Source organism: Streptomyces sp. NPDC054961 (genome assembly GCF_053609145.1).
In genome coordinates this window covers 332,911-355,725 of sequence record NZ_JBSGWY010000002.1, presented here as the reverse complement: position 1 = coordinate 355,725, position 22,815 = coordinate 332,911, and the positions used below count along the sequence as shown (strand labels likewise).

The window sequence follows — 22,815 nt, the reverse complement described above, 5'->3', positions numbered from 1 at the left end:
GGGGGGCGGGCCGGGGGGGGGGGGGCCCGGGGCGTCTAACCCCGCGCGGGGGGACGCCGCGCGGGGGGGCCGGGCGGGGGGGGGGCGGGGGGCGCCCCCCCCCCCGCGGCGCCCGCCTTCCGCGTGCCGCGGCTCAGACGGAGAATTTCGTGTTGCTGAGCGAGACGCACACGGCGACGAAGATGACGATCCACAGGGCCAGGGTGCCCAGGAGCGCCCCGCCCGCCGTCCAGGTCCCGGGGCGGCCCTTCGCGCTGCCGCAGGCCCAGCCGATCAGGGCCCCGAGGGAGGGCACGCCGCCGATCAGCAGGGCGGCGTGCTCGAGGCCCTGCTTCGTCCGGTGGTTGCCCCTCCAGTCGGATCCGCTCTTGTTCGCGAGGGCGTTCTGCGCGCTGTGGTACCAGAAGAGCACCGGGGGCAGCAGGAGCAGGGCCGTCACGCACAGGAGCACGACGGGCGTGCGCCAGTTCTTCGGCGTCGGTGTCGAGGAGTCGGTCACGCGGCGATCATGCCCCTGGGAACCGGCCCGCACCATCCGCACGGATACTCAGGCCGCGCTCCGGTTACCGGGAGCGGGTCCACGTGCCCGGGAGCGGGTCCACGTGCTCAGGCGCGGGCGCCGGGACGGGCGTCCTCGCCCAGCCGGTCCGGCAGGCCGAAGCGCGGGAAGAGGCGCCCGGTGTCACGGAAGGCCGCGATGCCGCTGATCCGGTCGCCGGAGAACGCGAGGACGTGAAGGGCCCACGGCACGTAGCCGGCGCCGTCCGGGTGGGGGCGGTACTGGCCGAAGGCGGGGGCGCCGTTCGCCGCGGTCGGGACCAGGCGCGAGCCGCGGCAGCCGATCGCGGGGCCGGTGAGCCACGCCTGGATGTCGGGGACGCCGCGCATCCACTGCGCGTACGGGGGCAGGCACAGCGTGGCGTCCACGTGCAGGAGCATGTTCAGCTCCTCCATGTCGTAGCGGGAGAAGGCCGTGGCGTACCGCTCGGCCAGCACCCGCCGGACGCCGTCGTCGGCCGGCCGGACGGCCGATGCCGGTCCGGTGGCCGGTCCGGTGGCCGGCCCGTCCGTCGCGCGGTGGCGGTCGGCCAGCGTGGCCCGGGCCCGTTGCAGCGCGCTGTTGGCCGAGGCGACGGTGGAGCCGTGCAGGTCGGCGACTTCCCGCGCCGAGAATCCCAGGACGTCGCGCAGGATCAGCGTGGCCCGCTGCCGGGGCGGCAGGTGCTGCAGCGCGGCGACGAACGCCAGCCGCACCGACTCGCCCGCCGTCGCGGCCGCCTCCGGATCACCGTCGGGACAGGGCTCCACCCACAGGGCGGCGTCCTGCGGGGGTGCCGGCGCCGTACCGCCCTCGCTCGGACCGGACAGGTCCATCGGCAGCGCCCGCCGCTTGCCCGAGGCGAGGGCGTCCAGACACACCCGGGTGGCGATCCGGTACAGCCACGTCCGCACCGCGGACCGGCCCTCGAAGCGGTCGATGCTCCGCCAGGCCCGGACCATTGCCTCCTGCACGGCGTCCTCGGCCTCGGCGTGCGACCCCAGCATCCGGTAGCAGTACCCGGTCAACTCCCCCCGGTACCCCTCGAGCTCCTCGACCGACGCCCCGCCCGCCCCCGTGTCCCCCACGTCCGCTTCCCCCCACTTCCCCACGTGCCCGAATGCGGGCCACAGCACAAGCTCAAGATCGATGCCGGTGCCGGAGTGCCCCGGCCCGGTCCCCCAGGGACGGTTACCGGTCGAGGTCGACCGGAACTCCGCACATCTGCAGCCGCGCCTTCAGGAACTCCATCTCCGACAACGTCCCCACCAGACCATCGTGGCTCAGTTCCCCGACCAGTTGGCGCGCCCCCGACAGCGAGGCTGCTGTGACCTCCCGGAAGACCTTCAAGGCCGGGACGAGGCTGGGAAGCGAACCGACCAACCGCAGCCTGACGGACCCGTGCGCGGCGAGGAGGGCCTCCCGAACGTCATCAGGTGCTGGTCCCGGACCAGCGTCTTCGCACAGGTAGATGCCACAGGACCCGCAAGAGAACTCCGAATCCCACCACAACTCATCGCGGAGGATGAACTGGTTCACCTGCCGCACCGCCATGCTGCCGCACCCGCAAGGCGATGCGATCTTCGCGGTCTGACCAGTCACCCGGGCTCCCCGACGTTCCACTCCTGCGGCAGGTCCTCGCCGCGGACGAGCTCCTTCAGCTCGGCCGGACCTCCATACCGATACCTCTGCCCCCATGTCTCCACGCACACCAACCTAGTGACTCGCACGGCCAGGACCTGGGGAATTACGGGCTCTGGTAATGATCGCGATCATGGACAGGGTGAGGCTTCGGCGTCAGCCACCAAGATGCGGTGCCACCGGTCAAGCCCAGGCCCCACCACGGTGTCCCGCCTCTCCGCACCGCTCGGCGCTCACGGACGATCGGTGACAGAATCCATACGAAGTGTCACTTATCGCCGCGAGTCACAGCTCCGCGACCCGCGAGCTATTGCAAGCACCTGCTTGCAATAGTTAGCAAGGTGCGGCAGGATCGGGGCATGGCATCGCTCAACGTCGGAAATCTCGGCGCATATCTGCGTGAGCAGCGCCGGCAGGCGCAGCTTTCGCTGCGACAGCTGGCCGACGCGGCCGGGGTGTCGAACCCCTACCTCAGCCAGATCGAGCGCGGGCTGCGCAAACCGAGTGCGGACATCCTCCAGCAGCTCGCCAAGGCGCTGCGGATCTCCGCCGAGACGCTGTACGTGCAGGCCGGAATCCTGGACGAACGGGACCGGGACGAGGTCGAGACGAGGGCCGCGATCCTCGCCGATCCGTCGATCGACGAGCAGCAGAAGCAGGTGCTGCTCCAGATCTACGAGTCCTTCCGCAAGGAGAACGCCGCCGAGGCGGAGGCGCGGGCGCGAGCCGACGGCTCCGACAGCTCGGGGGGCTCCGACGGTTCCGAAGGCTCCGACAGCTCCGGGGGCTCCGTCGCCGCCGACAGTGGAGCCGACGCCGACGCCGACGCCGATGCCGATGCCCAGACGCACCACACGAACTGAGACTGTGATCCGGGAGGACCAGCACATGGCCATCGCCGATGACCTGAAGAAGACCCTCACCGACCCGACCCCCCTCTACTTCGCCGCCGGCACCGCGGACCTCGCCGTGCAGCAGGCGAAGAAGGTGCCCGGACTGATCGAGCAGCTGCGCGCCGAGGCCCCCGCGCGCATCGAGGCCGTGCGGAACACCGACCCGAAGGCCGTCCAGGACAAGGCCAAGGAGGCCCAGGAGGCGGTCAGCGCCAAGGTCGCCGAGGTGTTCGGGGCGATCGACGCGAAGAAGCTCGGCGAGACCGCCCAGGACCTGGCCCTGCGCGGGGTCGGCGTGGCCGCCGAGTACGCGGTCAAGGCCAAGGAGGCCTACGACAAGGTCGCCGAGCACGGTGAGCAGGCCGTACGGTCCTGGCGCGGCGAGGTCTCCGAGGAGATCGTCGACATCGCGGTCGTCGTCGAGCCGGAGTCCGGGACGAAGGCCGCGCCCGAGCCGGTGGAGGCCGCCTCCGAGGAGAAGCCGGCGCCGAGGAAGGCCTCCGCGCGCAAGGCTCCGTCCAAGAAGGAAGCCCCGGTCACGGCCGACGAAAGCTGAGTACGACGCGACGGACCGGGCACCTGAGGGGCGTCCGGTCCGTTGGTGTTTGCGAAGGCGGCTCTGCCGGTAGCTTGGAAATGGACGGCATCCCGGTGTACAGGCGTGAGAAGGCGGTCAGGCGATGTTGATGAACGGGTTCGACAACGGAGTGATCCCGCTCCTCGGGTACGCCATGCTCGGGCTCGCCGTCGCGGCCTTCGTGGTCGCGCTGCTGGCCCGCGAGGACGCGTATCGCGCGGCCGACAAGCAGACCAAGACCTTCTGGCTGGTCATCCTCGGCGTCACGGTGCTCGTGGACTTCTTCCTCGGGATGCTCTTCCTGCAGATCGCCGGTCTGGTCGCCAGCATCGTCTTCTTCGTCGACGTGCGCCCCGCGCTCAAGCAGGTCTCGGGCGGTGGCGGCCGGCGCAGCGGCGGCAGCAGCAGCGACGGACCGTACGGGCCCTACAACGGCGGCCGGTAGCGGGCAGCGGGGAGAAGCGGGTAGCCGGCAGCCGGTAGGGGGCGGTCGTCGGCCCGCCGGGGGCCGGCGCGGTCCGCGCGGGCTCAGCTCTCGTCGCGCGAGAGCAGGACGACGGCGACGTCGTCGGTCAGTTCCCCGCCGTTGAGGCGGCGGGCCTCGGTGACCGCGGCCTCCAGCAGGCCCTCACCGCTCAGCCCCGCGTTCAGATGCCGGTTGATCATCTCGACCATGCCGTCCTGACCGAGGCGTTCCCGCCCGGCGCCGATCCGGCCCTCGATCAGGCCGTCGGTGTACAGCATCAGGCTCCACGTGCCGCCCAGCTCCACCTGGCGGCGGGGCCAGCGGGCCCGGGGCAGCAGACCGAGCGCCGGGCCGTTGTTCTCGTACGGGAGGAGCCGCGCCGGGCGGCCCGGCCGGGAGATCAGCGGCGCCGGATGGCCCGCCAGGCACAGGCCCGCGCGCCGTCCGTCCGGGGAGATGTCCACCGTGCAGAGGGTCGCGAAGATCTCCTCGCAGGGGCGCTCGACCTCGAGGACCTCCTGGAGGGTGGCCAGCAGATCGTCGCCGCACAGCCCGGCCAGGGTCAGCGCGCGCCAGGCGATGCGCAGCTCGACGCCGAGGGCGGCCTCGTCCGGGCCGTGGCCGCAGACGTCGCCGATCATCGCGTGGACGGTGCCGTCGGGGGTGCGGACGGTGTCGTAGAAGTCCCCGCCGAGGAGCGCGCGGCTGCGGCCGGGGCGGTAGCGCGCGGCGAAACGGAGGTCGGAACCCTCCAGGAGCGGGTGCGGGAGCAGGCCGCGCTCCAGGCGGGCGTTCTCCTGGGCCCGCAGTTTCGATTCTGCAAGCTTGTACTGGGCGATGTCCGCCCGTTTTCTCTCCACCGCGTAGCGGATGGCGCGGCTGAGCAGCCGCCCGTCGAGCTCATCGCGGAACAGGAAGTCCTGGGCGCCCACGCGCACCGCGTCGGCGGCACGCTCCGCGTCCCCCTCGGAGGTCATGACGAGGACGGCGTGCCGGGGGGCGATGCGGAGCACGTGGCGCAGGGCGGCGAGCGGATCGTCCGCGGCCGCGGAGCCGGCCGGCCCGGCGGGGCCGTGGGGGAGCGCGAGGTCGAGCAGCACGCAGTTCACGTCGGGCGTGAGCAGGCGGGCGGCCTCGGTGAGGTTGCGGGCGGTGCGCAGCCGGACGCGGTGGCCGTCGGCGTCGAGTATCTCGGGGACGGTGAGGCCGCCGGCCGGGTCGTCCTCGATCACCAGGAGGGTGAGCGAGGCCTGGCCGGACAGGCTCCCCGAGCCGGTCTCGGCGGTCAGGACGTCCCTCTGCCGGGGTACGGGGGCGGGCGGGGGTACGGATGCGGGCATCGTCTCCGGTTCCTTCCCGACCCTCGGGGGTGGCGCTCGTCCGGGCGACCCTAGCGGGCAGGTGGTGCGAGCGGAATGCCGGACCCGGTGGGTGGCTCTGTCATATGCCGTTATCGCGGGGGAAAGTCCGCGTCGGCGATGACGAACGTCACGGCGGTGCGGCGCGGTGTCCCGCCCCACGAGATGTCGGCCCGGCCGGGCGGGTCCCACGGGCCGCCGGCAGATCCGGAACGAGCAATTCCGCCCGAATCCGGAGCAAATAATTCCGCCCGGAGCCCGGAGCCCGGAGCCCGGAGCCCGGAGCCCGGAGCCCGGAGCCCGGAGCCCGGAGCCCGGAGCCCGGAGCCCGGAGCCCGGAGCCCGGAGCCGGGCCCGCGCCCCGTCCGCCTCCGCCCCAGTCCGCCGCCGCCCGTCCGCCTCCGCCCCGTCCGCCCCCCCCGCCTACGCGTCCGGCCGGACCACGGCCTTGATGGGCATCGAGCCCGCGCCCGCCAGGGTGACGTTGCGGCCTGGACGCGGGGCGTGGACGATCGCGCCGTCCCCGATGTACAGCCCGACGTGACTCGCGTCGTCGAAGTAGATGATCAGGTCGCCCGGACGCATGTCCTTGATCGCGACCTTCGTCAGCCGCAGCTGCTCCTGGGAGGTGCGCGGGATCGTCCTGCCCGCCGCCCGCCAGGCCTGGGAGGTCAGGCCGGAACAGTCGAAGGTGTCCGGTCCCTCCGCGCCCCACACGTACGCCTTGCCGATCTGCGCCGTCGCGAACTGCACGGCCCTCCTGCCGGCCTCCGAGGACGTCGAGCCCGTGGAGTCCTTCAGCGCGCCCGTCGACAGCCACGCCGTCTGCGCCTTGTACTGCGCTTCCTGCTCCAGCTGCAGCAGCTTGGCCTTCTGCTCGGCCTCCAGCTTGCTCTCCAGCTCCTCCGCGGCCTTGATCTTCTCCTCTACCTGCTTCTTCGCGCCCTCCTGCTTGAGCCGGTTGGCCTCCAGCAGCTCCCACTGCGCGCTCGCGTCCTTCGCGTACTGCTGCAAGTCGCTCTGGGTCCGGTTCAGTTCGGAGAGCAGGTCCGAGGTCGCCTTCTCGCCCTGGCGCAGCCGGTCCGCCCCGTCCAGGAACTGCGACGGGTTGTTGCTCATGGCCAGCTGCGTGCCCGGCGGCAGTCCTCCCGACCGGTACTGGGCGCGGGCGGCCGCGCCCGCGCGGCTCTTGAGGCCCGTGATCCGCTCCTTGCCGGCGACGACCTGGTTGGCGATCTGGACGATCTTCGCGGACTGGGTCCTGGTCTCGCTCTCCGCCAGGTTGTACGCGTCCGTGGCGGTCCCGGCCTCGCGGTAGAGGTCCTCTATCTCCTTGCGGACCTGCTCCAGGGACTTGCCCGCCGAGGGCTCGGGCGCCGCGAACGCGGTGCCGGCCCCGAAGCCGGGCGCGCCCAGCAGTGCCATCGCGCACAGCAGTGTCAGGGCGATCGAACCCCGCCGTCGTGTCCCCATGGTTCCCCCAGGCACCAAATGACTATTCGTCAGTAACTTGTCATTGCCTTCGGGATGGTGCCACGAGTAGGCGAATTCCAACACCCTTGTGGATATTGACCCGAACCGTCCCCGCGGCCCCCAAGGCCCCCACCACCACGGGTTTCCCCGCCGGCGCCCTCATCCCACGGGACTCAACGCGTCCCACCGCACCGTCAGTTCCCCCTGGCGCCACCGCACCGGCCCGTCCGCCAGCGGCCAGTGGGCGGCCAGGGCCCGCGCCGTCCGGATCCAGCGCTGCCGCGCCCCGTACGAGGCGTAGGGCGCCGCGGCCGCCCACGCCCGGTCGAAGTCCCGCAGGAACGCGTGCACCGGCTCGCCCGGGACGTTGCGGTGGATCAGGGCCTTCGGCAGCCGCTCCGCCAGGTCCGAGGGGCGTTCCAGGGATCCCAGCCGGGTCGCGAAGGTCACCGTGCGCGCCCCCTCGGGACCCAGCGCGACCCACACGTGCCGCCGCCCGATCTCGTCGCAGGTCCCCTCCACCAGCAGCCCGTCCGGGGACAGCCGGGAGCACAGCCGCTCCCAGACCTCCGCGACCTGCTCCTCGTCGTACTGGCGCAGCACGTTCGCCGCGCGGATCAGCGTCGGCCGGACCCCGCCCTCCAGCGGCACCTCGAAGCCGCCGTGCCGGAAGCTCAGGCCCTCCCGCTCGTAGGGCTTCGCGCCCGCGACCCGCGCCGGTTCGATCTCGATGCCGACCACCCGTACCGCCGGAGCCGCCTCCCGCAGCCGCGCCAGCAGCTCCACCGCCGTCCAGGGCGCCGCTCCGTAGCCGAGGTCCACCGCCACGGGGGCGTCCGCGTGCCGCAGGGCCGCCCCGTGCGTCGCCGCGATCCAGCGGTCCATCCGGCGCAAGCGGTTCGGGTTCGTCGTCCCGCGGGTCACCGTGCCGACGGGGCGACGTGGGGGAGGGGCGGAGCGGGAGGCCATGTGCAGAGAGTAGGCGGAGGACTCTCCCCCGATAAAAATCCGGCAAACAGCGCAGGAAAGCTCCCGCCCCCGGAATGCGGGACGCGGCCATCCGGGTTGCACTCCTAGAAGAGCGCCGACGTCGCTCCCCGAGCCATGCCGTCCGAGCGAGAGGAACTGCTCCCTTGAGCCAGTACGTGTCCCGCCTCGGCGGCAGCATCGGCGGCCGGATCGCCGCGGCCGCGGGCCGCTCCGCCACCCGCTACGACCCGCCGCGCCTGCGCATGCCCGCCGTCGGGGGCCACCGCAAGCCGCGCCGCGTCGCCATGCTCAGTGTCCACACCTCGCCGCTGCACCAGCCCGGCACCGGCGACGCCGGCGGCATGAACGTGTACATCGTCGAACTCGCCAAGCGCCTCGCCGCGATCAACATCGAGGTCGAGATCTTCACCCGGGCCACCACCGGCGGCCTGCCGCCCGTGGTCGAGCTCGCGCCCGGAGTCCTCGTACGGCACGTGGACGCCGGCCCGTACGAGGGCCTCGCCAAGGAGGAGCTGCCGGCCCAGCTGTGCGCCTTCACCCACGGCGTCATGCAGGCCTGGGCCGGCCACCGCCCCGGGTACTACGACCTCGTCCACTCCCACTACTGGCTCTCCGGCCACGTCGGCTGGCTCGCCGCCGAGCGCTGGGGCGTCCCGCTCGTGCACGCCATGCACACCATGGCCAAGGTCAAGAACGCGGCGCTCGCCGAGGGCGACACCCCCGAGCCCGCCGCCCGCGTCATCGGCGAGACGCAGATCGTCGTCGCCGCCGACCGCCTCATCGCGAACACCGCCGAGGAAGCCGACGAGCTCGTCATCCACTACGAGGCCGACCCCGCCAAGGTCGCCGTCGTCCACCCCGGCGTGAACCTCGACCGCTTCGCCGTCGCCGACGGCCGGGCCGCCGCCCGCGCCCGCCTCGGGCTGCCGCAGGACGCCGTCATCCCCCTCTTCGCGGGCCGCATCCAGCCGCTCAAGGCCCCCGACGTCCTGCTGCGGGCCGTCGCGGAGATGGTGGACCGCGATCCCGCGCTGCGCTCCCGGCTGTTCGTACCCGTCGTCGGCGGGCCCAGCGGCAGCGGGCTCGCGAAGCCGGAGGGGCTGCAGAAGCTGGCCGCGACGCTCGGCATCGCCGACCTCGTGCACTTCCACCCGCCGGTGGCGCAGGACGCGCTCGCGGACTGGTTCCGGGCGGCTTCCGTGCTGGTCATGCCCTCGTACAGCGAGTCCTTCGGGCTCGTCGCCATAGAGGCCCAGGCCACCGGCACCCCGGTGCTGGCGGCCGCCGTCGGCGGGCTGCCGGTCGCCGTCAACGACGGGGTGACGGGCCTCCTCGTACCCGGGCACGATCCCGTGGACTACGCCCGCGAGCTACGGCGCTTCGTGGACGACCCGGCCCTCTCGCAGCGGATGGGCGCGGCGGCCGCCCGGCACGCGCAGTTCTTCGGCTGGGACACCGCGGCGAGCGGCACCGCGGACGTGTACACCGCGGCGATGCACGACCACCGCCGTCGCGTACGCTCCCACCATGGCTGACGCCCAGGGCAGGACCGACGCGAGCACCGCCGAGATCATCGAGGCGGTCCTCACCGGCGCGGAGCTGGGCTGGGAGAGCCCGTCGCCGGGCACGTACGTCGTCCAGCTCCCCGGCACCCGCAAGCTGAGCACCACCTGCTCGCTCAAGGCCGGCAAGCACTCCCTGTCGGTCAACGCCTTCGTGATCCGCCACCCCGACGAGAACGAAGCGGCCGTCCACCGCTGGCTGCTGGAGCGCAACCTCAAGCTCTACGGCATGGCCTACGCGGTCGACGCGCTCGGCGACGTCTACCTGACGGCCCGGCTCCCCCTCGCCGTGATCACCCCGGACGACCTGGACCGCCTGCTCGGCACGGTCCTGGAGGCGGCGGACGGCGCGTTCAACACGCTGCTGGAACTGGGCTTCGCGAGCGCGATCCGGCGGGAGTACGAATGGCGGGTCTCGCGCGGCGAGTCCACCCGGAACCTCGACGCGTTCAAGCACCTGACGCAGCCGTCCTGACGCGGCCCCGCTGACACGGCCGTGCCGACCGGGTCCGCGGGGGACCCGGTCGGCACGATGCACTGCGCCTGCACTGCGCCTACACCTCGGCGGCCGCGGTCTTCACCACGGGGACCGGGACCGGCTCCGCCGTCGCCGCCACGGCCGGGGCCACGGCCAGGTCCGCCGTCGCCGCCACGGCGGGCACGACGTCCGGCACCACGACCGGCACCACGTCCGGCACCACGGCCGTGGCCGCGCCGCCCTCGGAGAGCCCCCGCATCAGCAGCCAGTACCCCAGCGCCGCCACCATGCCCAGCGCCGCCATCGAGGTCCACAGCCACCCCGCGCCGTAGTGCTCGATCACGAAGCCCGCCATCAGCGGAGCGACCAGCGAGGCCACCGCCCACGACAGCGTGTACATGCCCTGGTAGCGGCCGCGCCCGTGCAGCGGGGAGAGCCGTGCGACCAGCCCCATCTGGGTCGGCGAGTTGATGATCTCGGCCAGCGTCCACACGCAGACCGTCAGCGCCAGGCTCCACACCGAGCCGCCGAAGGCCGTCAGCGCGAATCCGTACCCGGCCAGCAGCGCCGAGACGACCAGCAGCTTCTGCGGGTCCCGGCGTTCGATGAGGCGCGTGACCGGGATCTGCAGCAGCACGATCAGCAGTCCGTTGACACCGATGACCAGGCCGAAGTCGGCCGTGGAGAACCCGGCCGCGCTCATCGCGAGCGGCAGGCCGAAGGACCCCTGCATGAAGATCAGCGAGATCAGGAACGACAGCCCGACCACACCCATGAACCGGCCGTCCCGCAGCACCGTCCCCAGCCCGGTCTCGGGCTCGGCGGCCGCCTTCTCCGCCTCCGTCCGCACGGGCCGCGACTCCGGCAGCTTGATGTACACGAGCACCGCGCAGGCCAGCGTCAGGGCCGCCTCGCCGAGGAATCCGGCCAGGTAGCTGTACTCCGCGACGAAGCCCGCCACCGTCGAACTGACGGCGAAGCCGAGGTTGATGGCCCAGTAGTTCAGCGCGAAGGCCCGTACCCGGTCCTCGGGGCGGACGATGTCCGCCATCATCGCCTGCACCGCGGGGCGCGAGGCGTTGGAGGTCATGCCGACCAGCATCGCCACCGCCGCGATCGCCGCCGGGTGCTGCATGAAGCCGAGCAGCGCCACCGAGAACGCGGTCGACACCTGCGCCGCGACCAGCGTGGGCCGCCGGCCCAGCCGGTCCGTCAGCACCCCCGCGACCACCGACGAGATCACACCGCCGAGGCCGTGGAGGGCCACCACAAGTCCTACGAACGAGGCCGAATAGCCCCGCTCCAGCGTCAGGTACAAGGTCATGAACGTGGCGACGAAAGCCCCGAGCCGGTTGACCAGCGTGCTCGTCCAGAGCCACCAGAACTCGCGCGGCAGGCCCGACACGCTCTCTCGAGCGGCCCGCCTCAGACTGGCAACGGACATACGGAATCCCCCCGGCGATGTAAGTACCCCTCTTGTGGTTCGCACCCTACGGATAGCAGGCTCGGGGAGCCACTGGATTGACGGCTGCCGTCAATCGGGGGCCGTCCGCACGTCGTACACGACGCGCGCGAGCGCCCGGGCGCGTCCATTAGGCTCGTACGCATGGCCGACGCACCGTACAAGCTGATCCTCCTCCGCCACGGCGAGAGCGAATGGAACGCGAAGAACCTGTTCACCGGCTGGGTGGACGTCAATCTCAACGAGAAGGGCGAGAAGGAGGCGGTCCGCGGCGGTGAGCTGCTCAAGGACGCCGGCCTGCTCCCCGACGTCGTGCACACCTCGCTCCAGAAGCGCGCGATCCGCACCGCGCAGATGGCGCTCGAGGCCGCCGACCGCCACTGGATCCCGGTCCACCGCTCCTGGCGCCTGAACGAGCGCCACTACGGCGCCCTCCAGGGCAAGGACAAGGCCCAGACCCTCGCCGAGTTCGGCGAGGAGCAGTTCATGCTGTGGCGCCGCTCGTACGACACCCCGCCGCCGGCGCTCGAGGACGGTACGGAGTTCTCGCAGTCCGAGGACCCGCGCTACGCCTCGATCCCGCCGGAGCTGCGCCCGCGCACCGAGTGCCTCAAGGACGTCGTCGTCCGCATGCTGCCGTACTGGTACGACGCGATCGTCCCGGACCTGCTGACCGGCCGCACCGTCCTGGTCGCCGCGCACGGCAACTCCCTGCGCGCCCTGGTCAAGCACCTCGACGGCGTCTCCGACGCCGACATCGCGGGCCTGAACATCCCGACCGGCATCCCGCTCTCCTACGAGCTGGACGCCTCCTTCAAGCCCCTCAACCCCGGCGGCACCTACCTCGACCCGGCCGCCGCGGCTGCCGCCATCGAGGCCGTCAAGAACCAGGGCAAGAAGTAGTCCGGACCCACGAAGGAGCCCCTCACCCGCTGGTCCTCGGCGGGTGAGGGGCTCTTCGCGGTTCGGGGGCCGGCCCCGGGCCGTCGGCTCTCGGGCGGATGCCCGGTGCCGGCGTCCCGCCTCAGGAGGAGAAGCCCTCCCAGTACTCTTCGGGCGCCAAAGTGAAGTCCTCGGGCCGTTCGCGCCGCAGCACTTCGTACCGGGCGTGGAACGCGAGGAAGGCAGCTTGCAGCGAGCAGCCGAGGTGCTCCCGCATGATCTTGATTCCGGGCAGGATCCGACGGGTGAGGATCTCCCCGTCGGCGACGGTCACGGGGGCCGGGGCGTTCTCGTCCATGGTGGCAAGATCGCACGGAGCGGTGGCGCGGCGCAGGTGGGATTCCGGGCGGCGGGTTCGTCGGGCCGTGGCCTTGTGGCCGGGCAGGAGGCGTGGTCTCTTGGCGCGGTGGAAGCAATCATCGCCAGTGCGATAGCGGTCCTGGGGACGCTGCTCGGGTCGGGGGTCACCTTCGCGTTCCAGCAGCGGGTCGCCGAGCGGGGCCACGAGTTCACCCGGTCGGAGAAGCTGCGCCAGGAACGGCTCGACGCCTACACCTCGTACGCCGGGGCGCTCGTGAACCTCCGGCGCACCCTCGTCCACCTGTGGTTCTGCACGTACCAGCAGCCGTACGGGCCGTACGAGGACCCGCTCGCGGTCAAGGCGCGCTCCTACGACCTGCGCTCCCACGCCCAGGAAGCCCTGTTCCGGTTGCAGATGCTCACCGGCGACGAGGCGCTGAGCGCGCGGGCGCAGGCGCTGTTCTCCGAGATCGCTGTCGTGCACAAGACGGAGAGCCGGGAGGAGTTCGAGATCCGCCGCGACTCCACCCGCGAGGGCATCCGCGTCCTCGTCACCGCCGCCAAGCACCAGCTCTGAAGCGGTAGCGGTAGCGGCCTCGGCGCCGGTCCTCGGCGGTGGTCATGCGGTCCGCCGCCCGCCCGCCGCGCCCCGACGGGCGGCACGCCCGTCTCCTCCTGGCCGGACCGATGCGAAGGGCCCCGGCCGACGGTGTGCCGGGCGGGGCCCTTCGGGTGCGTCGAGCCGGGCGGAGGCGGTCAGCCGCCGCACTGGCAGGGGGCGCCGGACTGGCAGCCGCAGCCGCAGCCCGAGCCGCAGCCGCAGGCCGCCAGCAGCGGCAGGCGCAGGCCCTCCGGGGGCTGCGCTTCCTGCTCCGGGGTGATCGGGACGGGGGAATCGGGCATGGATCCTCCTCGTAGGCGTTGTGCCTTCGCCTCATTCATGCCCAGCCGGACCGGCGCGTCAACGGCGCATTGGGGGCTCGTTGCCGATCGCGCCCCGTCGCGCCTCAGACGCCCCCGTCGCGCCTCAGACGCCCTCGACCTGCGTCGGCGGCTGGAGCTCGTCCGCGTGCTCGCCCGTCACGAGGTAGACGACGCGCTTGGCGACCGACACCGCGTGGTCCGCGAAGCGCTCGTAGTAGCGGCCCAGCAGCGTCACGTCGACCGCCGTCTCGATGCCGTGCTTCCAGCGGTCGTCCATCAGGTGCTGGAAGAGCGTGCGGTGCAGCTGGTCCATCTCGTCGTCGTCCTGCTCCAGCTGGAGCGCCAGGTCGACGTCCTTCGTGATGATGACCTCGGCGGCCTTCGCCATCAGGCGCTGTGCCAGCTGCCCCATCTCCAGGATCGTGGCGTGCAGGTCGCGCGGGACCGCGGTGTCCGGGAAGCGCAGCCGGGCGAGCTTCGCCACGTGCTGCGCCAGGTCGCCGGAGCGCTCCAGGTCGGCGCTCATGCGCAGCGAGGTGACGACGATGCGCAGGTCGGTGGCGACCGGCTGCTGGCGGGCGAGCAGCGCGATGGCCCGGGCCTCCAGGTCGTGCTGGAGGTCGTCGACCTTCTGGTCGGCGGCGATGACGCTCTCGGCGAGCTTCAGGTCGGCGTCGAGCATCGAGGTCGTGGCCCGCCCGATGGCGGAACCGACCAGCCGGGCCATCTCGACCAGGCCTTCTCCGATCGAGTCCAGTTCCTCGTGGTACGCGTCACGCATGGGTGTCCCTCTCTGCCTACTGCCTACTACTGCTCGCTGGTGCCCGGGGCCGGGCCGGGGCGGGCTGCTCTTCCGGCCGGCCCCGTGCCCCACACGGTGACAGGTTGACCCGCGAACGCGACCTGCTCCGACATCGCAAGTGAATCAACCCCGTCGCCAGGGTGAACTCTGGGCGACGACTGTTCGAGCTGCCACCCGAACGGCTGTGGAAGTGTCGCTCCGCCTGCTTAACCTGGAGTCATGGACGTGAACGCGGCGGTCGCCGCAGCTGCAGCGATCGCCGGTCTTTGCACCGGTGTGATCGCGATGCTGGCGTTCCGCTGGAGCGAGCGCGACCAAGCCCGCCCCACCCGGAGCTCCATGCGCCCCGACATCAACGCGGTGCTCCCACCGGGCGTCGACACCGTGCTCTCCGTGCTCCGCTCCTCCGCAGTCGTCCTCGACGAGGGCGACGCGGTGGTCAAGGCCAGCTCGGCGGCCTACGCCCTCGGCCTGGTCCGCGGCGGCAAGCTGGCCGTGGAACCCATGCTCCACATGGCCCGCGACACCCGCCGCGACGGGGAGATACGCCAGGTCGAGCTCGATCTGCCCCGGCGCGGCACCGGCCGCGGCGAGGCCCTCGCCGTCTCGGCGCGCGTCGCCCCGCTCGGCTCCCGCCTGGTGCTCCTCCTGGTCGAGGACCTCACCGAGGCCCGCCGCATCGAGGCCGTGCGCCGTGACTTCGTCGCGAACGTGTCACACGAGCTCAAGACCCCGGTCGGCGCGATCTCCCTGCTCTCCGAGGCCGTCATGGACGCCTCCGACGACCCCGAGGCGGTCCAGCGCTTCGCCGGCCGCATGCAGATCGAGGCCACCCGCCTGATCAACCTCGTGCAGGAGCTCATCGACCTCTCCCGGGTGCAGAACGACGACCCCCTGGAGGACGCGGAGCCCATGCGCGTCGACACCCTCGTCGCCGAGGCCATCGACCGCTGCCGCCACACCGCGACCGCGAAGCAGATCACCATGGCCGCGGGCGGCACCGCCGACCTGCGGGTATGGGGAAACCGGGGGCAGCTCGCGGCCGCCCTCGGAAACCTGGTCGAGAACGCGGTCAACTACAGCCCCGCCCGGACCCGCGTCGGCATCGCCGCACGCAGGGTCACCGCGCCGGGTGGAGACTTGATCGAGATAGCCGTGACCGACCAGGGCATCGGCATCCCGGAAAAGGACCGCGAGCGCATCTTCGAACGTTTCTACCGCGTGGACCCGGCCCGCTCCCGCGCCACGGGAGGAACCGGCCTCGGCCTCGCGATCGTGAAGCACGTGGCGGCCTCGCACGGCGGGGAGGTGTCGGTATGGAGCTCGGAGGGACAGGGCTCCACCTTCACCCTGCGACTCCCCGAAGCGGCCGCGCCGGCACCGGCGACCGCCCCCGCGACCGCCGCCTCACCCGTCCGCCCCCTGCTCGAACCTCATACCGCACCAGCCATCCCTGCCCCGGAGGTCCTTCCGTGACCCGAGTGCTCGTCGTCGAGGATGAGGAATCCTTCAGCGACGCCCTGTCCTACATGCTCCGCAAGGAGGGCTTCGAAGTGGCGATCGCCGCGACCGGGCCCGACGGGCTCGACGAGTTCGAGCGCAACGGCGCCGACCTCGTCCTCCTCGACCTGATGCTCCCCGGCCTGCCCGGTACGGAGGTCTGCCGCCAGCTGCGCGGCCGCTCCAACGTCCCCGTGATCATGGTGACCGCCAAGGACAGCGAGATCGACAAGGTCGTCGGGCTGGAGATAGGAGCCGACGACTACGTCACGAAGCCCTTCTCCTCGCGGGAGCTGGTCGCCCGCATCCGCGCGGTCCTGCGCCGCCGCGGCGAGCCGGAAGAGGTCACCCCGGCCGCGCTGGAGGCCGGACCCGTACGGATGGACGTCGACCGCCACGTGGTCACCGTCGCGGGCGGGAAGGTGGACCTCCCGCTGAAGGAGTTCGACCTGCTGGAGATGCTGCTGCGCAACGCGGGCCGCGTGCTGACCCGCATGCAGCTCATCGACCGGGTGTGGGGCGCCGACTACGTCGGCGACACCAAGACCCTCGACGTCCACGTCAAGCGCCTGCGCGCCAAGATCGAGCCGGACCCGGGCGCGCCGCGCTACCTGGTCACGGTCCGCGGCCTCGGCTACAAGTTCGAGCCGTAAGCCGCCCGCCCGTGCGGCGAACGCACGGAGTGGAGACGGGGCCGGGCCCCCGCCCCCCAAGCCGGCCGGGGGGGGGGCCCGGGCCAGCGCCCCCCGCCCACGCGCACGCCGCCCCCCGCCCCCCCCGCGGCGGGGGGGCCGTTCCCGTGCAAGGCGCAAGGCGCAAGGCGCAAGGCGCAAGGCGCAAGGCGCAAGGCGCAAGGCGCAAGGCGCGGGCCCGGGGCTCAAGGCCCGGGGCCCGCGAAGTGGTGCGTACGGTGCTCCGCGCCTCAGTGGCCGGCGCTGGGGGACGGCGACCCGGCCACGGCGCCCGCGGGGGAGCCGGACGCGCTGCCCGCGGGGGTGGACGCCGGGCTGCCCGAGGCGGCGGCGGCCGGGGAACCCGAGGCGCTGCCCGACGGGGTGACGCCCGTGGCCGGAGCCGCGGCGGGGGCCGCGGTCGGGCCGAAGCCCGCGTAGTTGCCCGTGGCCGGGAAGACGAAGGCCTCGAGCTCCACGTCGCCCGTGTTGCTCAGCTGGAAGACGACCTTCTGCACGTTGCCGTCCTCGACCCCGCCACCCGCGACGACCGCGGAGGCGTTGCCCTTGCCGCCCAGGACGACGGAGCCGCCGGCCGGCACGATGACCTTGCCCGCGCCGCCGGCGGGCTTGAGGGCGACGGTCGCCTTTCCACCCGGGAGGGTGATGGCGTCGAGGGTCTGGTCCTTGGTACCCGCGTTGAACAGCGTCGCGGAGACGGCGGCCGGGCCCTTCTTGTCCTTCTCCTGGGTGATCACCAGGGCGTTCTGGACCTTGATGTCGCCCTTGGTCACGGCGGCGTTGTCCGGCTTGACCTGGAGAGTCTGCGCGTCGTGGCCCGCACCGCACGCGGCCAGCGAGACGATCGAGAACACGACGGCGGTGGCGGCGAGGGCGCCGCGTCGAAGGCTGCGGCTCACGGCGGAGGCATCTCCTTGGACGTACGAAAACGGAAGGGTGGACGCTCGGAGCGGCCGAGTGAAGCCGCTCTAAGGGTGTGTCAGCGCGCTTAGGTTACCGAGCCGCCGCCCCGCCCCCGCACCCGACCCTCCGCACGGGCGGCGCGGCCCTGTCCGGGCGCCGATCACCGGAACGATCAGGAGGCCGGTGACGCGCCGATCGGCTCGGTGATCTTCCATTCGCAAAAGCGCCGCCACCGGTCCGGTGATCAATTGCGGGATTCCCTCGAAGACCGCTCGGTGATCGAATTGGGGATTGGGCCGGAACCGTACCGGGCGGGCGCCGCCAGTCGTACGGAGTAGTTCGGTTTCAGCCCTTGGAAACCGGCAAAACAGGACGTACATCGCCCCGGCCGGGTCCGCGGGCGGGTGTAACGTAGCCGTTTCGCCCGGTCCGCACAACGCCTCCGACCTGCGAATACCCCCTTCCGCAAGCCTGTCGCAGCACGTTCCTGTCGGTGTTGTCAAGCCCCGAGATGTGCCCTGACCTGCGAAAACGCCATTCATAACGGTCAGTTCTCGTGTTACCCTGGATAGCCACGGAAGGGGTACCTGTCACATGACGTTCAAGGTTGGCGACACCGTGGTCTATCCCCATCACGGGGCCGCGCTGATCGAGGCCATTGAGACTCGTCAGATCAAAGGCGTGGACAAGACCTACTTGGTGCTCAAGGTCGCTCAGGGCGACCTGACGGTACGTGTGCCTGCGGACAATGCGGAGTTCGTCGGTGTTCGCGACGTAGTCGGCCAAGACGGGCTGGACCGGGTCTTCGAGGTGCTTCGCGCACCGTACGCAGAAGAGCCGACGAACTGGTCCCGACGCTACAAGGCAAATCTGGAAAAGCTCGCTTCTGGCGATGTCATCAAGGTCGCCGAAGTTGTGCGTGACCTGTGGCGTCGTGAGCGCGAGCGCGGGCTCTCCGCGGGTGAGAAGCGCATGCTCGCGAAGGCACGTCAGATTCTGGTGAGCGAGCTCGCGCTCGCCGAGAACACCAACGAGGACAAGGCCGAGGCCCTCCTCGACGAGGTGCTCGCGTCCTGACGCGATCATCCGTACGCCTGGTCACGCACAGTCACCTGGTCGTACACAGTTGTGCCGCGGTGCCCGATGACAAGGTGACTTGTTGCCGGGCGCTGCGGCATGTCTGGACCCGTTTTCACGCCTGACGCTCACGCCTCACGCCTGACGCTATACGCCGGGTGCCGCCACCCGCACCCGAAAATTACCGGTGTTCCCCACTGGTGTGCCGGGCCCGGGCAGCCGCTCGACCGGTCGTCACGGAAGGGGCGAGGGCGTCGCACCCGGCACCCTTCAGGCCATACCCATGTCGGCCGAAGTCACAAACCTGGCTCGGAGCTACTGATGTCTGACGAATCGCGCCCCCGCCGCACCGCCGCGGTGATCCCGGCCGCCGGCCGCGGGGTCCGTCTCGGTCCCGGAGCCCCCAAGGCCCTGCGGACCCTGGGCGGCATTCCCATGCTCATCCACGCGGTCCGCGCCATGGCGCGCTCCCGTGCCGTCTCCCTCGTCGTCGTCGTGGCCCCGCCCTCCGACACCGCGGACGTGCGCAGGCTCCTGGACGAGCACGCGCTGCCCGACCGCACCGAGGTCCTCGTCGTCCCCGGCGGCGAGACCCGGCAGGAGTCGGTGCGCGCCGGCCTGGAGGCGCTCCCCGCCGACGTCACCGCCGTCCTCATCCACGACGCGGCCCGCCCGCTCGTGCCCGTGGACACCGTCGACTCCGTCGTCGAGGCCGTCCGCGACGGCGCGCCCGCCGTCGTCCCCGCCCTGCCGCTGGCCGACACCGTCAAGGAGGTCGAACCCGGCAGGCCGGGCGAGCCCGAGCCGGTCGTCGCCACCCCCGTACGGGCCCGGCTGCGCGCCGTGCAGACCCCGCAGGGCTTCGACCTCGCCACCCTCCTGCGCGCGCACGAGAAGCTCGCCGCGGGCACCGCTGACGGCGAGGGCGCCACGGACGACGCCGGGATGGTGGAGCAGCTCGGCGTCACCGTCTTCGCCGTCCCCGGCCACGAAGAGGCCTTCAAGGTCACCCGCCCGCTCGACCTGGTCCTCGCCGAGGCCGTACTCGCCCGCAGGAGGGCCACCGATGCCTACTGATCCCGCCGCTCCCGCCGCCACGGCCGGGGAGCCGCCGCGCCCCCTGCTCCCGCAGGTCGGCATCGGCACCGACGTCCACGCCTTCGAGACCGGCCGCGAGCTGTGGTGCGCCGGCCTGCTCTGGGAGGGCGAGGACGGCCTCGCCGGCCACTCCGACGGGGACGTCGCCGCGCACGCCGCCTGCGACGCGCTCTTCTCCGCCGCCGGCGTCGGGGACCTCGGCGCGCACTTCGGCACCTCCCGCCCCGAGTGGTCGGGCGCCGCCGGCGTCACCCTTCTGGCGGAAGCCGCCCGGATCGTACGGGCCGAGGGCTTCGAGATCGGCAACATCGCCGTCCAGGTGATCGGCGTCCGGCCGAAGATCGGCAAGCGGCGCGAAGAGGCGCAGAAGGCGCTCGCCGCCGCCGCGGGCGCCCCCGTGTCCATTTCGGGCACCACCACCGACGGACTGGGCCTCACCGGCCGCGCCGAAGGCCTCGCCGCCATCGCCACGGCTCTCGTCTACCGGACGAACCGGGCCTAATACCCGTACGGTCACACCGTTCCCGCACTTCTTCGACAACAAAGCGGGCCCCGCGTACCGAAAGGGTCGCGGGGCACTGCTACAGGCGCACTACCCTGGATGCCGTGACTATTCGCCTGTACGACACCAGCGCCCGGCAGATCCGTGACTTCGTCCCGCTCACAGCGGACCGCGTCTCGATCTACCTCTGTGGCGCCACCGTGCAGGCGGCCCCGCACATCGGGCACGTCCGGTCGTACCTGAACTTCGACATCATGCGCCGCTGGTTCACCTACCGCGGCCTCGACGTCACGTTCATCCGCAACGTCACCGACATCGACGACAAGATCATCACGAAGGCCGAGACCGAGGGACGCCCCTGGTGGTCCATCGGTTACGAGAACGAGCGCGCCTTCAACGACGGCTACAACGCGCTGGGCTGCCTCCCGCCCACCTACGAGCCGCGCGCGACCGGCCACGTGCCGGAGATGATCGAGATGATGCGCGTCCTCATCGAGCGCGGCCACGCCTACGAGGCGGACGGCAGCGTCTACTTCGACGTCCGGTCCTTCCCCGGTTACCTCGAGCTCTCCAACCAGGACATCGACGACCTGCGCCAGCCCGCCGAGTCCGGCATCACCGGCAAGCGCGACCCCCGCGACTTCGCCATGTGGAAGGCCTCCAAGCCCGGCGAGCCCGACTGGGAGACCCCGTGGGGCCGCGGCCGCCCCGGCTGGCACCTCGAGTGCTCCGCCATGGCGCACAAGTACCTCGGCAGCGCCTTCGACATCCACGGCGGCGGGATCGACCTGATCTTCCCGCACCACGAGAACGAGATCGTCCAGGCCAAGGCCTTCGGCGACGAGTTCGCGAAGTACTGGGTGCACAACGCCTGGGTGACCCTGTCCGGCGAGAAGATGTCGAAGTCCCTCGGCAACTCCGTCCTCGTCTCCGAGATGCTCAAGGTCTGGCGCCCGATCGTGCTGCGCTACTACCTCGGCACCCCGCACTACCGCTCGATGATCGAGTACAGCGTGGAGTCGCTGCGCGAGGCCGAGTCCGGCTTCGCGCGCATCGAGGGGTTCATCCAGCGCGTCATCGAGAAGGCCGGCAAGACGGTCGAGCCGGCCGCCGAGGTCCCGCCCGCCTTCGCCGAGGCCATGGACGACGACCTGGGCGTCCCGCAGGCGCTCGCGATCATCCACACCACCGTCCGCCAGGGCAACAGCGCGCTCGCCGCCGACGACAAGGACGCGGCCATCGCCCGTCTGTCCGAGGTGCGGGCGATGCTGGGCGTCCTCGGCCTCGACCCCCTCGACCCCCACTGGGCGGGAGAGGCGGACCGGGGCGAAGACCTCCACGGAGCCGTGGACACCCTCGTACGCCTGGTCCTGGAGCAGCGCGAGTCCGCCCGCGCCCGCAAGGACTGGGCCACCGCCGACGCCATCCGCGACCAGCTCCAGCAGTCCGGCCTGGTCATCGAGGACAGCCCCACCGGACCCCGCTGGACGCTCGGCCCCCGCTGAGCCCACCGGAGCGGTCCCGTCGTGCCGCCCGGCGTTCCGGGCGGCACACTCTTCATACGTACATATCGCAGCACCAACGAAATCAGGTAGAGGTCATGGCCGGGAACAGCCAGCGCAGGAACCGCCGCACGTCCAACAAGAAGGGCGCGACGGTCGGCAGCGGTGGCCAGCGGCGCAAGGGCCTCGAAGGCAAGGGCCCCACGCCCAAGGCCGAGGACCGCAAGAAGCACAAGGCCAACCGCATCAGCAACGCCATGGCCCGCCAGGCCGCCAAGCGCCGCCCGGCCCCCCGCCGCGGCGGTCCCAAGGGCACCAGCGAGATGGTCGTCGGCCGCAACCCGGTCTTCGAGGCGCTGCGCGACGGCGTACCGGCCGTCACCCTCTACGTCCAGCAGTTCATCGACAACGACGAGCGCGTCCGCGAGGCCCTCCAGCTCGCGTCCGAGCGCGGCAACATCAACCTGATGGAAGCCCCGCGCCCCGAGCTCGACCGGCTGACCGGCGGGCTCAACCACCAGGGCCTGGTCCTCCAGGTCCCGCCGTACGAGTACGCGCTCCCCGACGAGCTCACCGCCGCCGCGTACGACAACGGCGAGGACCCGCTCATCGTCGCCCTCGACGGCATCACCGACCCGCGCAACCTCGGCGCGATCGTCCGCTCCGTCTCCGCCTTCGGCGGCCACGGCGTGGTCGTCCCCGAGCGCCGCGCCGCCAGCATGACCGCCGGCGCCTGGAAGTCCTCCGCGGGCACCGCCGCCCGTACCCCGGTCTCGCGCGTCACCAACCTGACCCGCGCGATCCAGGACTACAAGAAGGAAGGCATGACCATCGTCGGCCTCGCCGCCGAGGGCACGCACGAGGTCCACGAGCTCGAGGCGCTGGGCGGCCCCGTCGTCATCGTCGTCGGCTCCGAGGGCAAGGGCCTCGGCCGCCTCGTCGGCGAGAACTGCGACTACCTCGTGCGCATCCCGATGCCGGGCGGCGCCGAGTCCCTCAACGCCGGCGTCGCCGCGGGCGTCGTCCTCTACGAGGCGGCCCGCCGCCGCGCCACCCGCGGCCGCGCGTAACCCGTTCTCCCCGGATCGGTTCCGGCCGCGGGTCCCACCCGCCGCCGCTTGATCCAATTGGCTCA

The 22,815-nt window shown here is 72.0% G+C and carries 25 protein-coding genes; 14 read left to right on the top strand and 11 right to left on the bottom strand.

Going from position 1 to position 22,815, the window contains the following annotated elements:
• Positions 1–133: 133 nt before the first annotated feature.
• The 3 genes from ACWF9Z_RS03840 to ACWF9Z_RS03830 all read right to left on the bottom strand — a co-directional run bounded on the left by ACWF9Z_RS03840 (position 134) and on the right by ACWF9Z_RS03830 (position 2,140).
• Positions 134–499 carry a hypothetical protein gene (locus ACWF9Z_RS03840; protein WP_453597088.1) on the bottom strand — a complete coding sequence of 122 codons (366 nt, stop codon included), beginning with the start codon at positions 497–499 and terminating at the stop codon, positions 134–136.
• Between the two features lie 107 nt (positions 500–606).
• Positions 607–1,626, bottom strand: coding sequence for a sigma-70 family RNA polymerase sigma factor (locus ACWF9Z_RS03835; protein ID WP_453597086.1), 1,020 nt, complete (start codon positions 1,624–1,626; stop codon positions 607–609).
• A 103-nt stretch (positions 1,627–1,729) separates the two neighbouring features.
• Positions 1,730–2,140, bottom strand: a complete 411-nt coding sequence (locus ACWF9Z_RS03830) for a hypothetical protein (RefSeq protein WP_453597084.1) — start codon at positions 2,138–2,140, stop codon at positions 1,730–1,732.
• Between the two features lie 398 nt (positions 2,141–2,538).
• Here ACWF9Z_RS03830 and ACWF9Z_RS03825 point away from each other — a divergent pair, with 398 nt between their 5' ends.
• The 3 genes from ACWF9Z_RS03825 to ACWF9Z_RS03815 all read left to right on the top strand — a co-directional run bounded on the left by ACWF9Z_RS03825 (position 2,539) and on the right by ACWF9Z_RS03815 (position 4,094).
• A complete protein-coding gene (locus ACWF9Z_RS03825) occupies positions 2,539–3,042 on the top strand; it encodes a helix-turn-helix domain-containing protein (protein ID WP_453597082.1) in 504 nt (167 codons plus the stop codon).
• 25 nt (positions 3,043–3,067) lie between these two features.
• A complete protein-coding gene (locus ACWF9Z_RS03820) occupies positions 3,068–3,628 on the top strand; it encodes a hypothetical protein (protein WP_453597080.1) in 561 nt (186 codons plus the stop codon).
• Positions 3,629–3,752: 124 nt separating this feature from the next.
• Positions 3,753–4,094: a DUF2516 family protein gene (locus ACWF9Z_RS03815; protein ID WP_453597079.1), complete on the top strand. Its 342-nt coding sequence runs from the start codon at positions 3,753–3,755 to the stop codon at positions 4,092–4,094.
• Positions 4,095–4,177: 83 nt separating this feature from the next.
• Here the strand turns inward: ACWF9Z_RS03815 and ACWF9Z_RS03810 are convergent, their stop codons facing one another.
• The 3 genes from ACWF9Z_RS03810 to ACWF9Z_RS03800 form a co-directional block, all read right to left on the bottom strand.
• Positions 4,178–5,455, bottom strand: coding sequence for a PP2C family protein-serine/threonine phosphatase (locus ACWF9Z_RS03810; protein ID WP_453597077.1), 1,278 nt, complete (start codon positions 5,453–5,455; stop codon positions 4,178–4,180).
• Positions 5,456–5,896: 441 nt separating this feature from the next.
• On the bottom strand, positions 5,897–6,946 hold the full coding sequence (locus tag ACWF9Z_RS03805) for an NlpC/P60 family protein (RefSeq protein ID WP_453597075.1): 1,050 nt from the start codon (positions 6,944–6,946) through the stop codon (positions 5,897–5,899).
• A 159-nt stretch (positions 6,947–7,105) separates the two neighbouring features.
• A complete protein-coding gene (locus tag ACWF9Z_RS03800) occupies positions 7,106–7,915 on the bottom strand; it encodes a class I SAM-dependent methyltransferase (protein ID WP_453597073.1) in 810 nt (269 codons plus the stop codon).
• A 164-nt stretch (positions 7,916–8,079) separates the two neighbouring features.
• Between ACWF9Z_RS03800 and mshA the strand changes: the two genes are divergently transcribed.
• Both mshA and ACWF9Z_RS03790 read left to right on the top strand, forming a co-directional pair.
• The gene (gene mshA / locus ACWF9Z_RS03795) at positions 8,080–9,471 is read left to right on the top strand and encodes a D-inositol-3-phosphate glycosyltransferase (protein ID WP_453597071.1); all 1,392 of its coding nucleotides are present in this window, start codon (positions 8,080–8,082) and stop codon (positions 9,469–9,471) included.
• On the top strand, positions 9,464–9,973 hold the full coding sequence (locus tag ACWF9Z_RS03790) for a type III secretion system chaperone family protein (protein ID WP_356657674.1): 510 nt from the start codon (positions 9,464–9,466) through the stop codon (positions 9,971–9,973). The genes mshA and ACWF9Z_RS03790 overlap by 8 nt, the downstream gene beginning before the upstream one ends.
• A gap of 79 nt (positions 9,974–10,052) precedes the next feature.
• On the opposite strand, the gene ACWF9Z_RS03785 is transcribed toward ACWF9Z_RS03790, so the two are convergent.
• Positions 10,053–11,420 (bottom strand): MDR family MFS transporter, encoded by a 1,368-nt coding sequence (locus tag ACWF9Z_RS03785; RefSeq protein ID WP_453597069.1) that lies wholly within the window; start codon positions 11,418–11,420, stop codon positions 10,053–10,055.
• A 162-nt stretch (positions 11,421–11,582) separates the two neighbouring features.
• Here ACWF9Z_RS03785 and ACWF9Z_RS03780 point away from each other — a divergent pair, with 162 nt between their 5' ends.
• Positions 11,583–12,341, top strand: coding sequence for a phosphoglyceromutase (locus ACWF9Z_RS03780; protein ID WP_453597067.1), 759 nt, complete (start codon positions 11,583–11,585; stop codon positions 12,339–12,341).
• 121 nt (positions 12,342–12,462) lie between these two features.
• On the opposite strand, the gene ACWF9Z_RS03775 is transcribed toward ACWF9Z_RS03780, so the two are convergent.
• Positions 12,463–12,678, bottom strand: a complete 216-nt coding sequence (locus ACWF9Z_RS03775) for a hypothetical protein (protein WP_453597065.1) — start codon at positions 12,676–12,678, stop codon at positions 12,463–12,465.
• Positions 12,679–12,786: 108 nt separating this feature from the next.
• On the opposite strand from ACWF9Z_RS03775, the gene ACWF9Z_RS03770 reads away from it, so the two are divergent.
• Positions 12,787–13,257, top strand: coding sequence for a hypothetical protein (locus tag ACWF9Z_RS03770; RefSeq protein WP_453597063.1), 471 nt, complete (start codon positions 12,787–12,789; stop codon positions 13,255–13,257).
• 179 nt (positions 13,258–13,436) lie between these two features.
• On the opposite strand, the gene ACWF9Z_RS03765 is transcribed toward ACWF9Z_RS03770, so the two are convergent.
• Together ACWF9Z_RS03765 and phoU are read right to left on the bottom strand one after the other, a co-directional pair.
• Positions 13,437–13,583: a hypothetical protein gene (locus ACWF9Z_RS03765; RefSeq protein ID WP_356657664.1), complete on the bottom strand. Its 147-nt coding sequence runs from the start codon at positions 13,581–13,583 to the stop codon at positions 13,437–13,439.
• A gap of 124 nt (positions 13,584–13,707) precedes the next feature.
• Complete coding sequence (phoU, locus tag ACWF9Z_RS03760) at positions 13,708–14,385, bottom strand: phosphate signaling complex protein PhoU (RefSeq protein ID WP_112449136.1); 678 nt, start codon at positions 14,383–14,385, stop codon at positions 13,708–13,710.
• 240 nt (positions 14,386–14,625) lie between these two features.
• On the opposite strand from phoU, the gene ACWF9Z_RS03755 reads away from it, so the two are divergent.
• Both ACWF9Z_RS03755 and ACWF9Z_RS03750 read left to right on the top strand, forming a co-directional pair.
• A complete protein-coding gene (locus ACWF9Z_RS03755) occupies positions 14,626–15,882 on the top strand; it encodes a sensor histidine kinase (protein ID WP_453597060.1) in 1,257 nt (418 codons plus the stop codon).
• Positions 15,879–16,559, top strand: a complete 681-nt coding sequence (locus tag ACWF9Z_RS03750) for a response regulator transcription factor (protein ID WP_030387286.1) — start codon at positions 15,879–15,881, stop codon at positions 16,557–16,559. The genes ACWF9Z_RS03755 and ACWF9Z_RS03750 overlap by 4 nt, the downstream gene beginning before the upstream one ends.
• 269 nt (positions 16,560–16,828) lie before the next feature.
• On the opposite strand, the gene ACWF9Z_RS03745 is transcribed toward ACWF9Z_RS03750, so the two are convergent.
• Positions 16,829–17,497 carry a DUF461 domain-containing protein gene (locus ACWF9Z_RS03745; RefSeq protein WP_453597058.1) on the bottom strand — a complete coding sequence of 223 codons (669 nt, stop codon included), beginning with the start codon at positions 17,495–17,497 and terminating at the stop codon, positions 16,829–16,831.
• Between the two features lie 598 nt (positions 17,498–18,095).
• Between ACWF9Z_RS03745 and ACWF9Z_RS03740 the strand changes: the two genes are divergently transcribed.
• The 5 genes from ACWF9Z_RS03740 (at position 18,096) to rlmB (ending at position 22,750) form a co-directional block, all read left to right on the top strand.
• Complete coding sequence (locus ACWF9Z_RS03740) at positions 18,096–18,578, top strand: CarD family transcriptional regulator (RefSeq protein ID WP_003953493.1); 483 nt, start codon at positions 18,096–18,098, stop codon at positions 18,576–18,578.
• Positions 18,579–18,899: 321 nt separating this feature from the next.
• The gene (gene ispD, locus ACWF9Z_RS03735; protein ID WP_453597056.1) at positions 18,900–19,655 is read left to right on the top strand and encodes a 2-C-methyl-D-erythritol 4-phosphate cytidylyltransferase; all 756 of its coding nucleotides are present in this window, start codon (positions 18,900–18,902) and stop codon (positions 19,653–19,655) included.
• A complete protein-coding gene (gene ispF, locus ACWF9Z_RS03730; protein WP_453597054.1) occupies positions 19,645–20,178 on the top strand; it encodes a 2-C-methyl-D-erythritol 2,4-cyclodiphosphate synthase in 534 nt (177 codons plus the stop codon). The genes ispD and ispF overlap by 11 nt, the downstream gene beginning before the upstream one ends.
• 104 nt (positions 20,179–20,282) lie before the next feature.
• Positions 20,283–21,683: a cysteine--tRNA ligase gene (gene cysS / locus ACWF9Z_RS03725; protein ID WP_453597052.1), complete on the top strand. Its 1,401-nt coding sequence runs from the start codon at positions 20,283–20,285 to the stop codon at positions 21,681–21,683.
• A 95-nt stretch (positions 21,684–21,778) separates the two neighbouring features.
• Positions 21,779–22,750, top strand: coding sequence for a 23S rRNA (guanosine(2251)-2'-O)-methyltransferase RlmB (gene rlmB / locus ACWF9Z_RS03720; protein WP_453597050.1), 972 nt, complete (start codon positions 21,779–21,781; stop codon positions 22,748–22,750).
• Positions 22,751–22,815 lie beyond the last annotated feature (65 nt).

Coding starts and splice junctions, on each gene's coding strand:
- phoU (WP_112449136.1), bottom strand. CDS start 14,385: ATGCGTGACGCGTACCACGAGGAACTGGACTCGATCGGAGAAGGCCTG.
- ACWF9Z_RS03820 (WP_453597080.1), top strand. CDS start 3,068: ATGGCCATCGCCGATGACCTGAAGAAGACCCTCACCGACCCGACCCCC.
- ACWF9Z_RS03765 (WP_356657664.1), bottom strand. CDS start 13,583: ATGCCCGATTCCCCCGTCCCGATCACCCCGGAGCAGGAAGCGCAGCCC.
- ispD (WP_453597056.1), top strand. CDS start 18,900: ATGTCTGACGAATCGCGCCCCCGCCGCACCGCCGCGGTGATCCCGGCC.
- ACWF9Z_RS03805 (WP_453597075.1), bottom strand. CDS start 6,946: ATGGGGACACGACGGCGGGGTTCGATCGCCCTGACACTGCTGTGCGCG.
- ACWF9Z_RS03800 (WP_453597073.1), bottom strand. CDS start 7,915: ATGGCCTCCCGCTCCGCCCCTCCCCCACGTCGCCCCGTCGGCACGGTG.
- ACWF9Z_RS03810 (WP_453597077.1), bottom strand. CDS start 5,455: ATGCCCGCATCCGTACCCCCGCCCGCCCCCGTACCCCGGCAGAGGGAC.
- ACWF9Z_RS03785 (WP_453597069.1), bottom strand. CDS start 11,420: ATGTCCGTTGCCAGTCTGAGGCGGGCCGCTCGAGAGAGCGTGTCGGGC.
- rlmB (WP_453597050.1), top strand. CDS start 21,779: ATGGCCGGGAACAGCCAGCGCAGGAACCGCCGCACGTCCAACAAGAAG.
- ACWF9Z_RS03780 (WP_453597067.1), top strand. CDS start 11,583: ATGGCCGACGCACCGTACAAGCTGATCCTCCTCCGCCACGGCGAGAGC.
- ACWF9Z_RS03790 (WP_356657674.1), top strand. CDS start 9,464: ATGGCTGACGCCCAGGGCAGGACCGACGCGAGCACCGCCGAGATCATC.
- ACWF9Z_RS03755 (WP_453597060.1), top strand. CDS start 14,626: ATGGACGTGAACGCGGCGGTCGCCGCAGCTGCAGCGATCGCCGGTCTT.
- ispF (WP_453597054.1), top strand. CDS start 19,645: ATGCCTACTGATCCCGCCGCTCCCGCCGCCACGGCCGGGGAGCCGCCG.
- ACWF9Z_RS03815 (WP_453597079.1), top strand. CDS start 3,753: ATGTTGATGAACGGGTTCGACAACGGAGTGATCCCGCTCCTCGGGTAC.
- ACWF9Z_RS03740 (WP_003953493.1), top strand. CDS start 18,096: ATGACGTTCAAGGTTGGCGACACCGTGGTCTATCCCCATCACGGGGCC.
- ACWF9Z_RS03825 (WP_453597082.1), top strand. CDS start 2,539: ATGGCATCGCTCAACGTCGGAAATCTCGGCGCATATCTGCGTGAGCAG.
- ACWF9Z_RS03775 (WP_453597065.1), bottom strand. CDS start 12,678: ATGGACGAGAACGCCCCGGCCCCCGTGACCGTCGCCGACGGGGAGATC.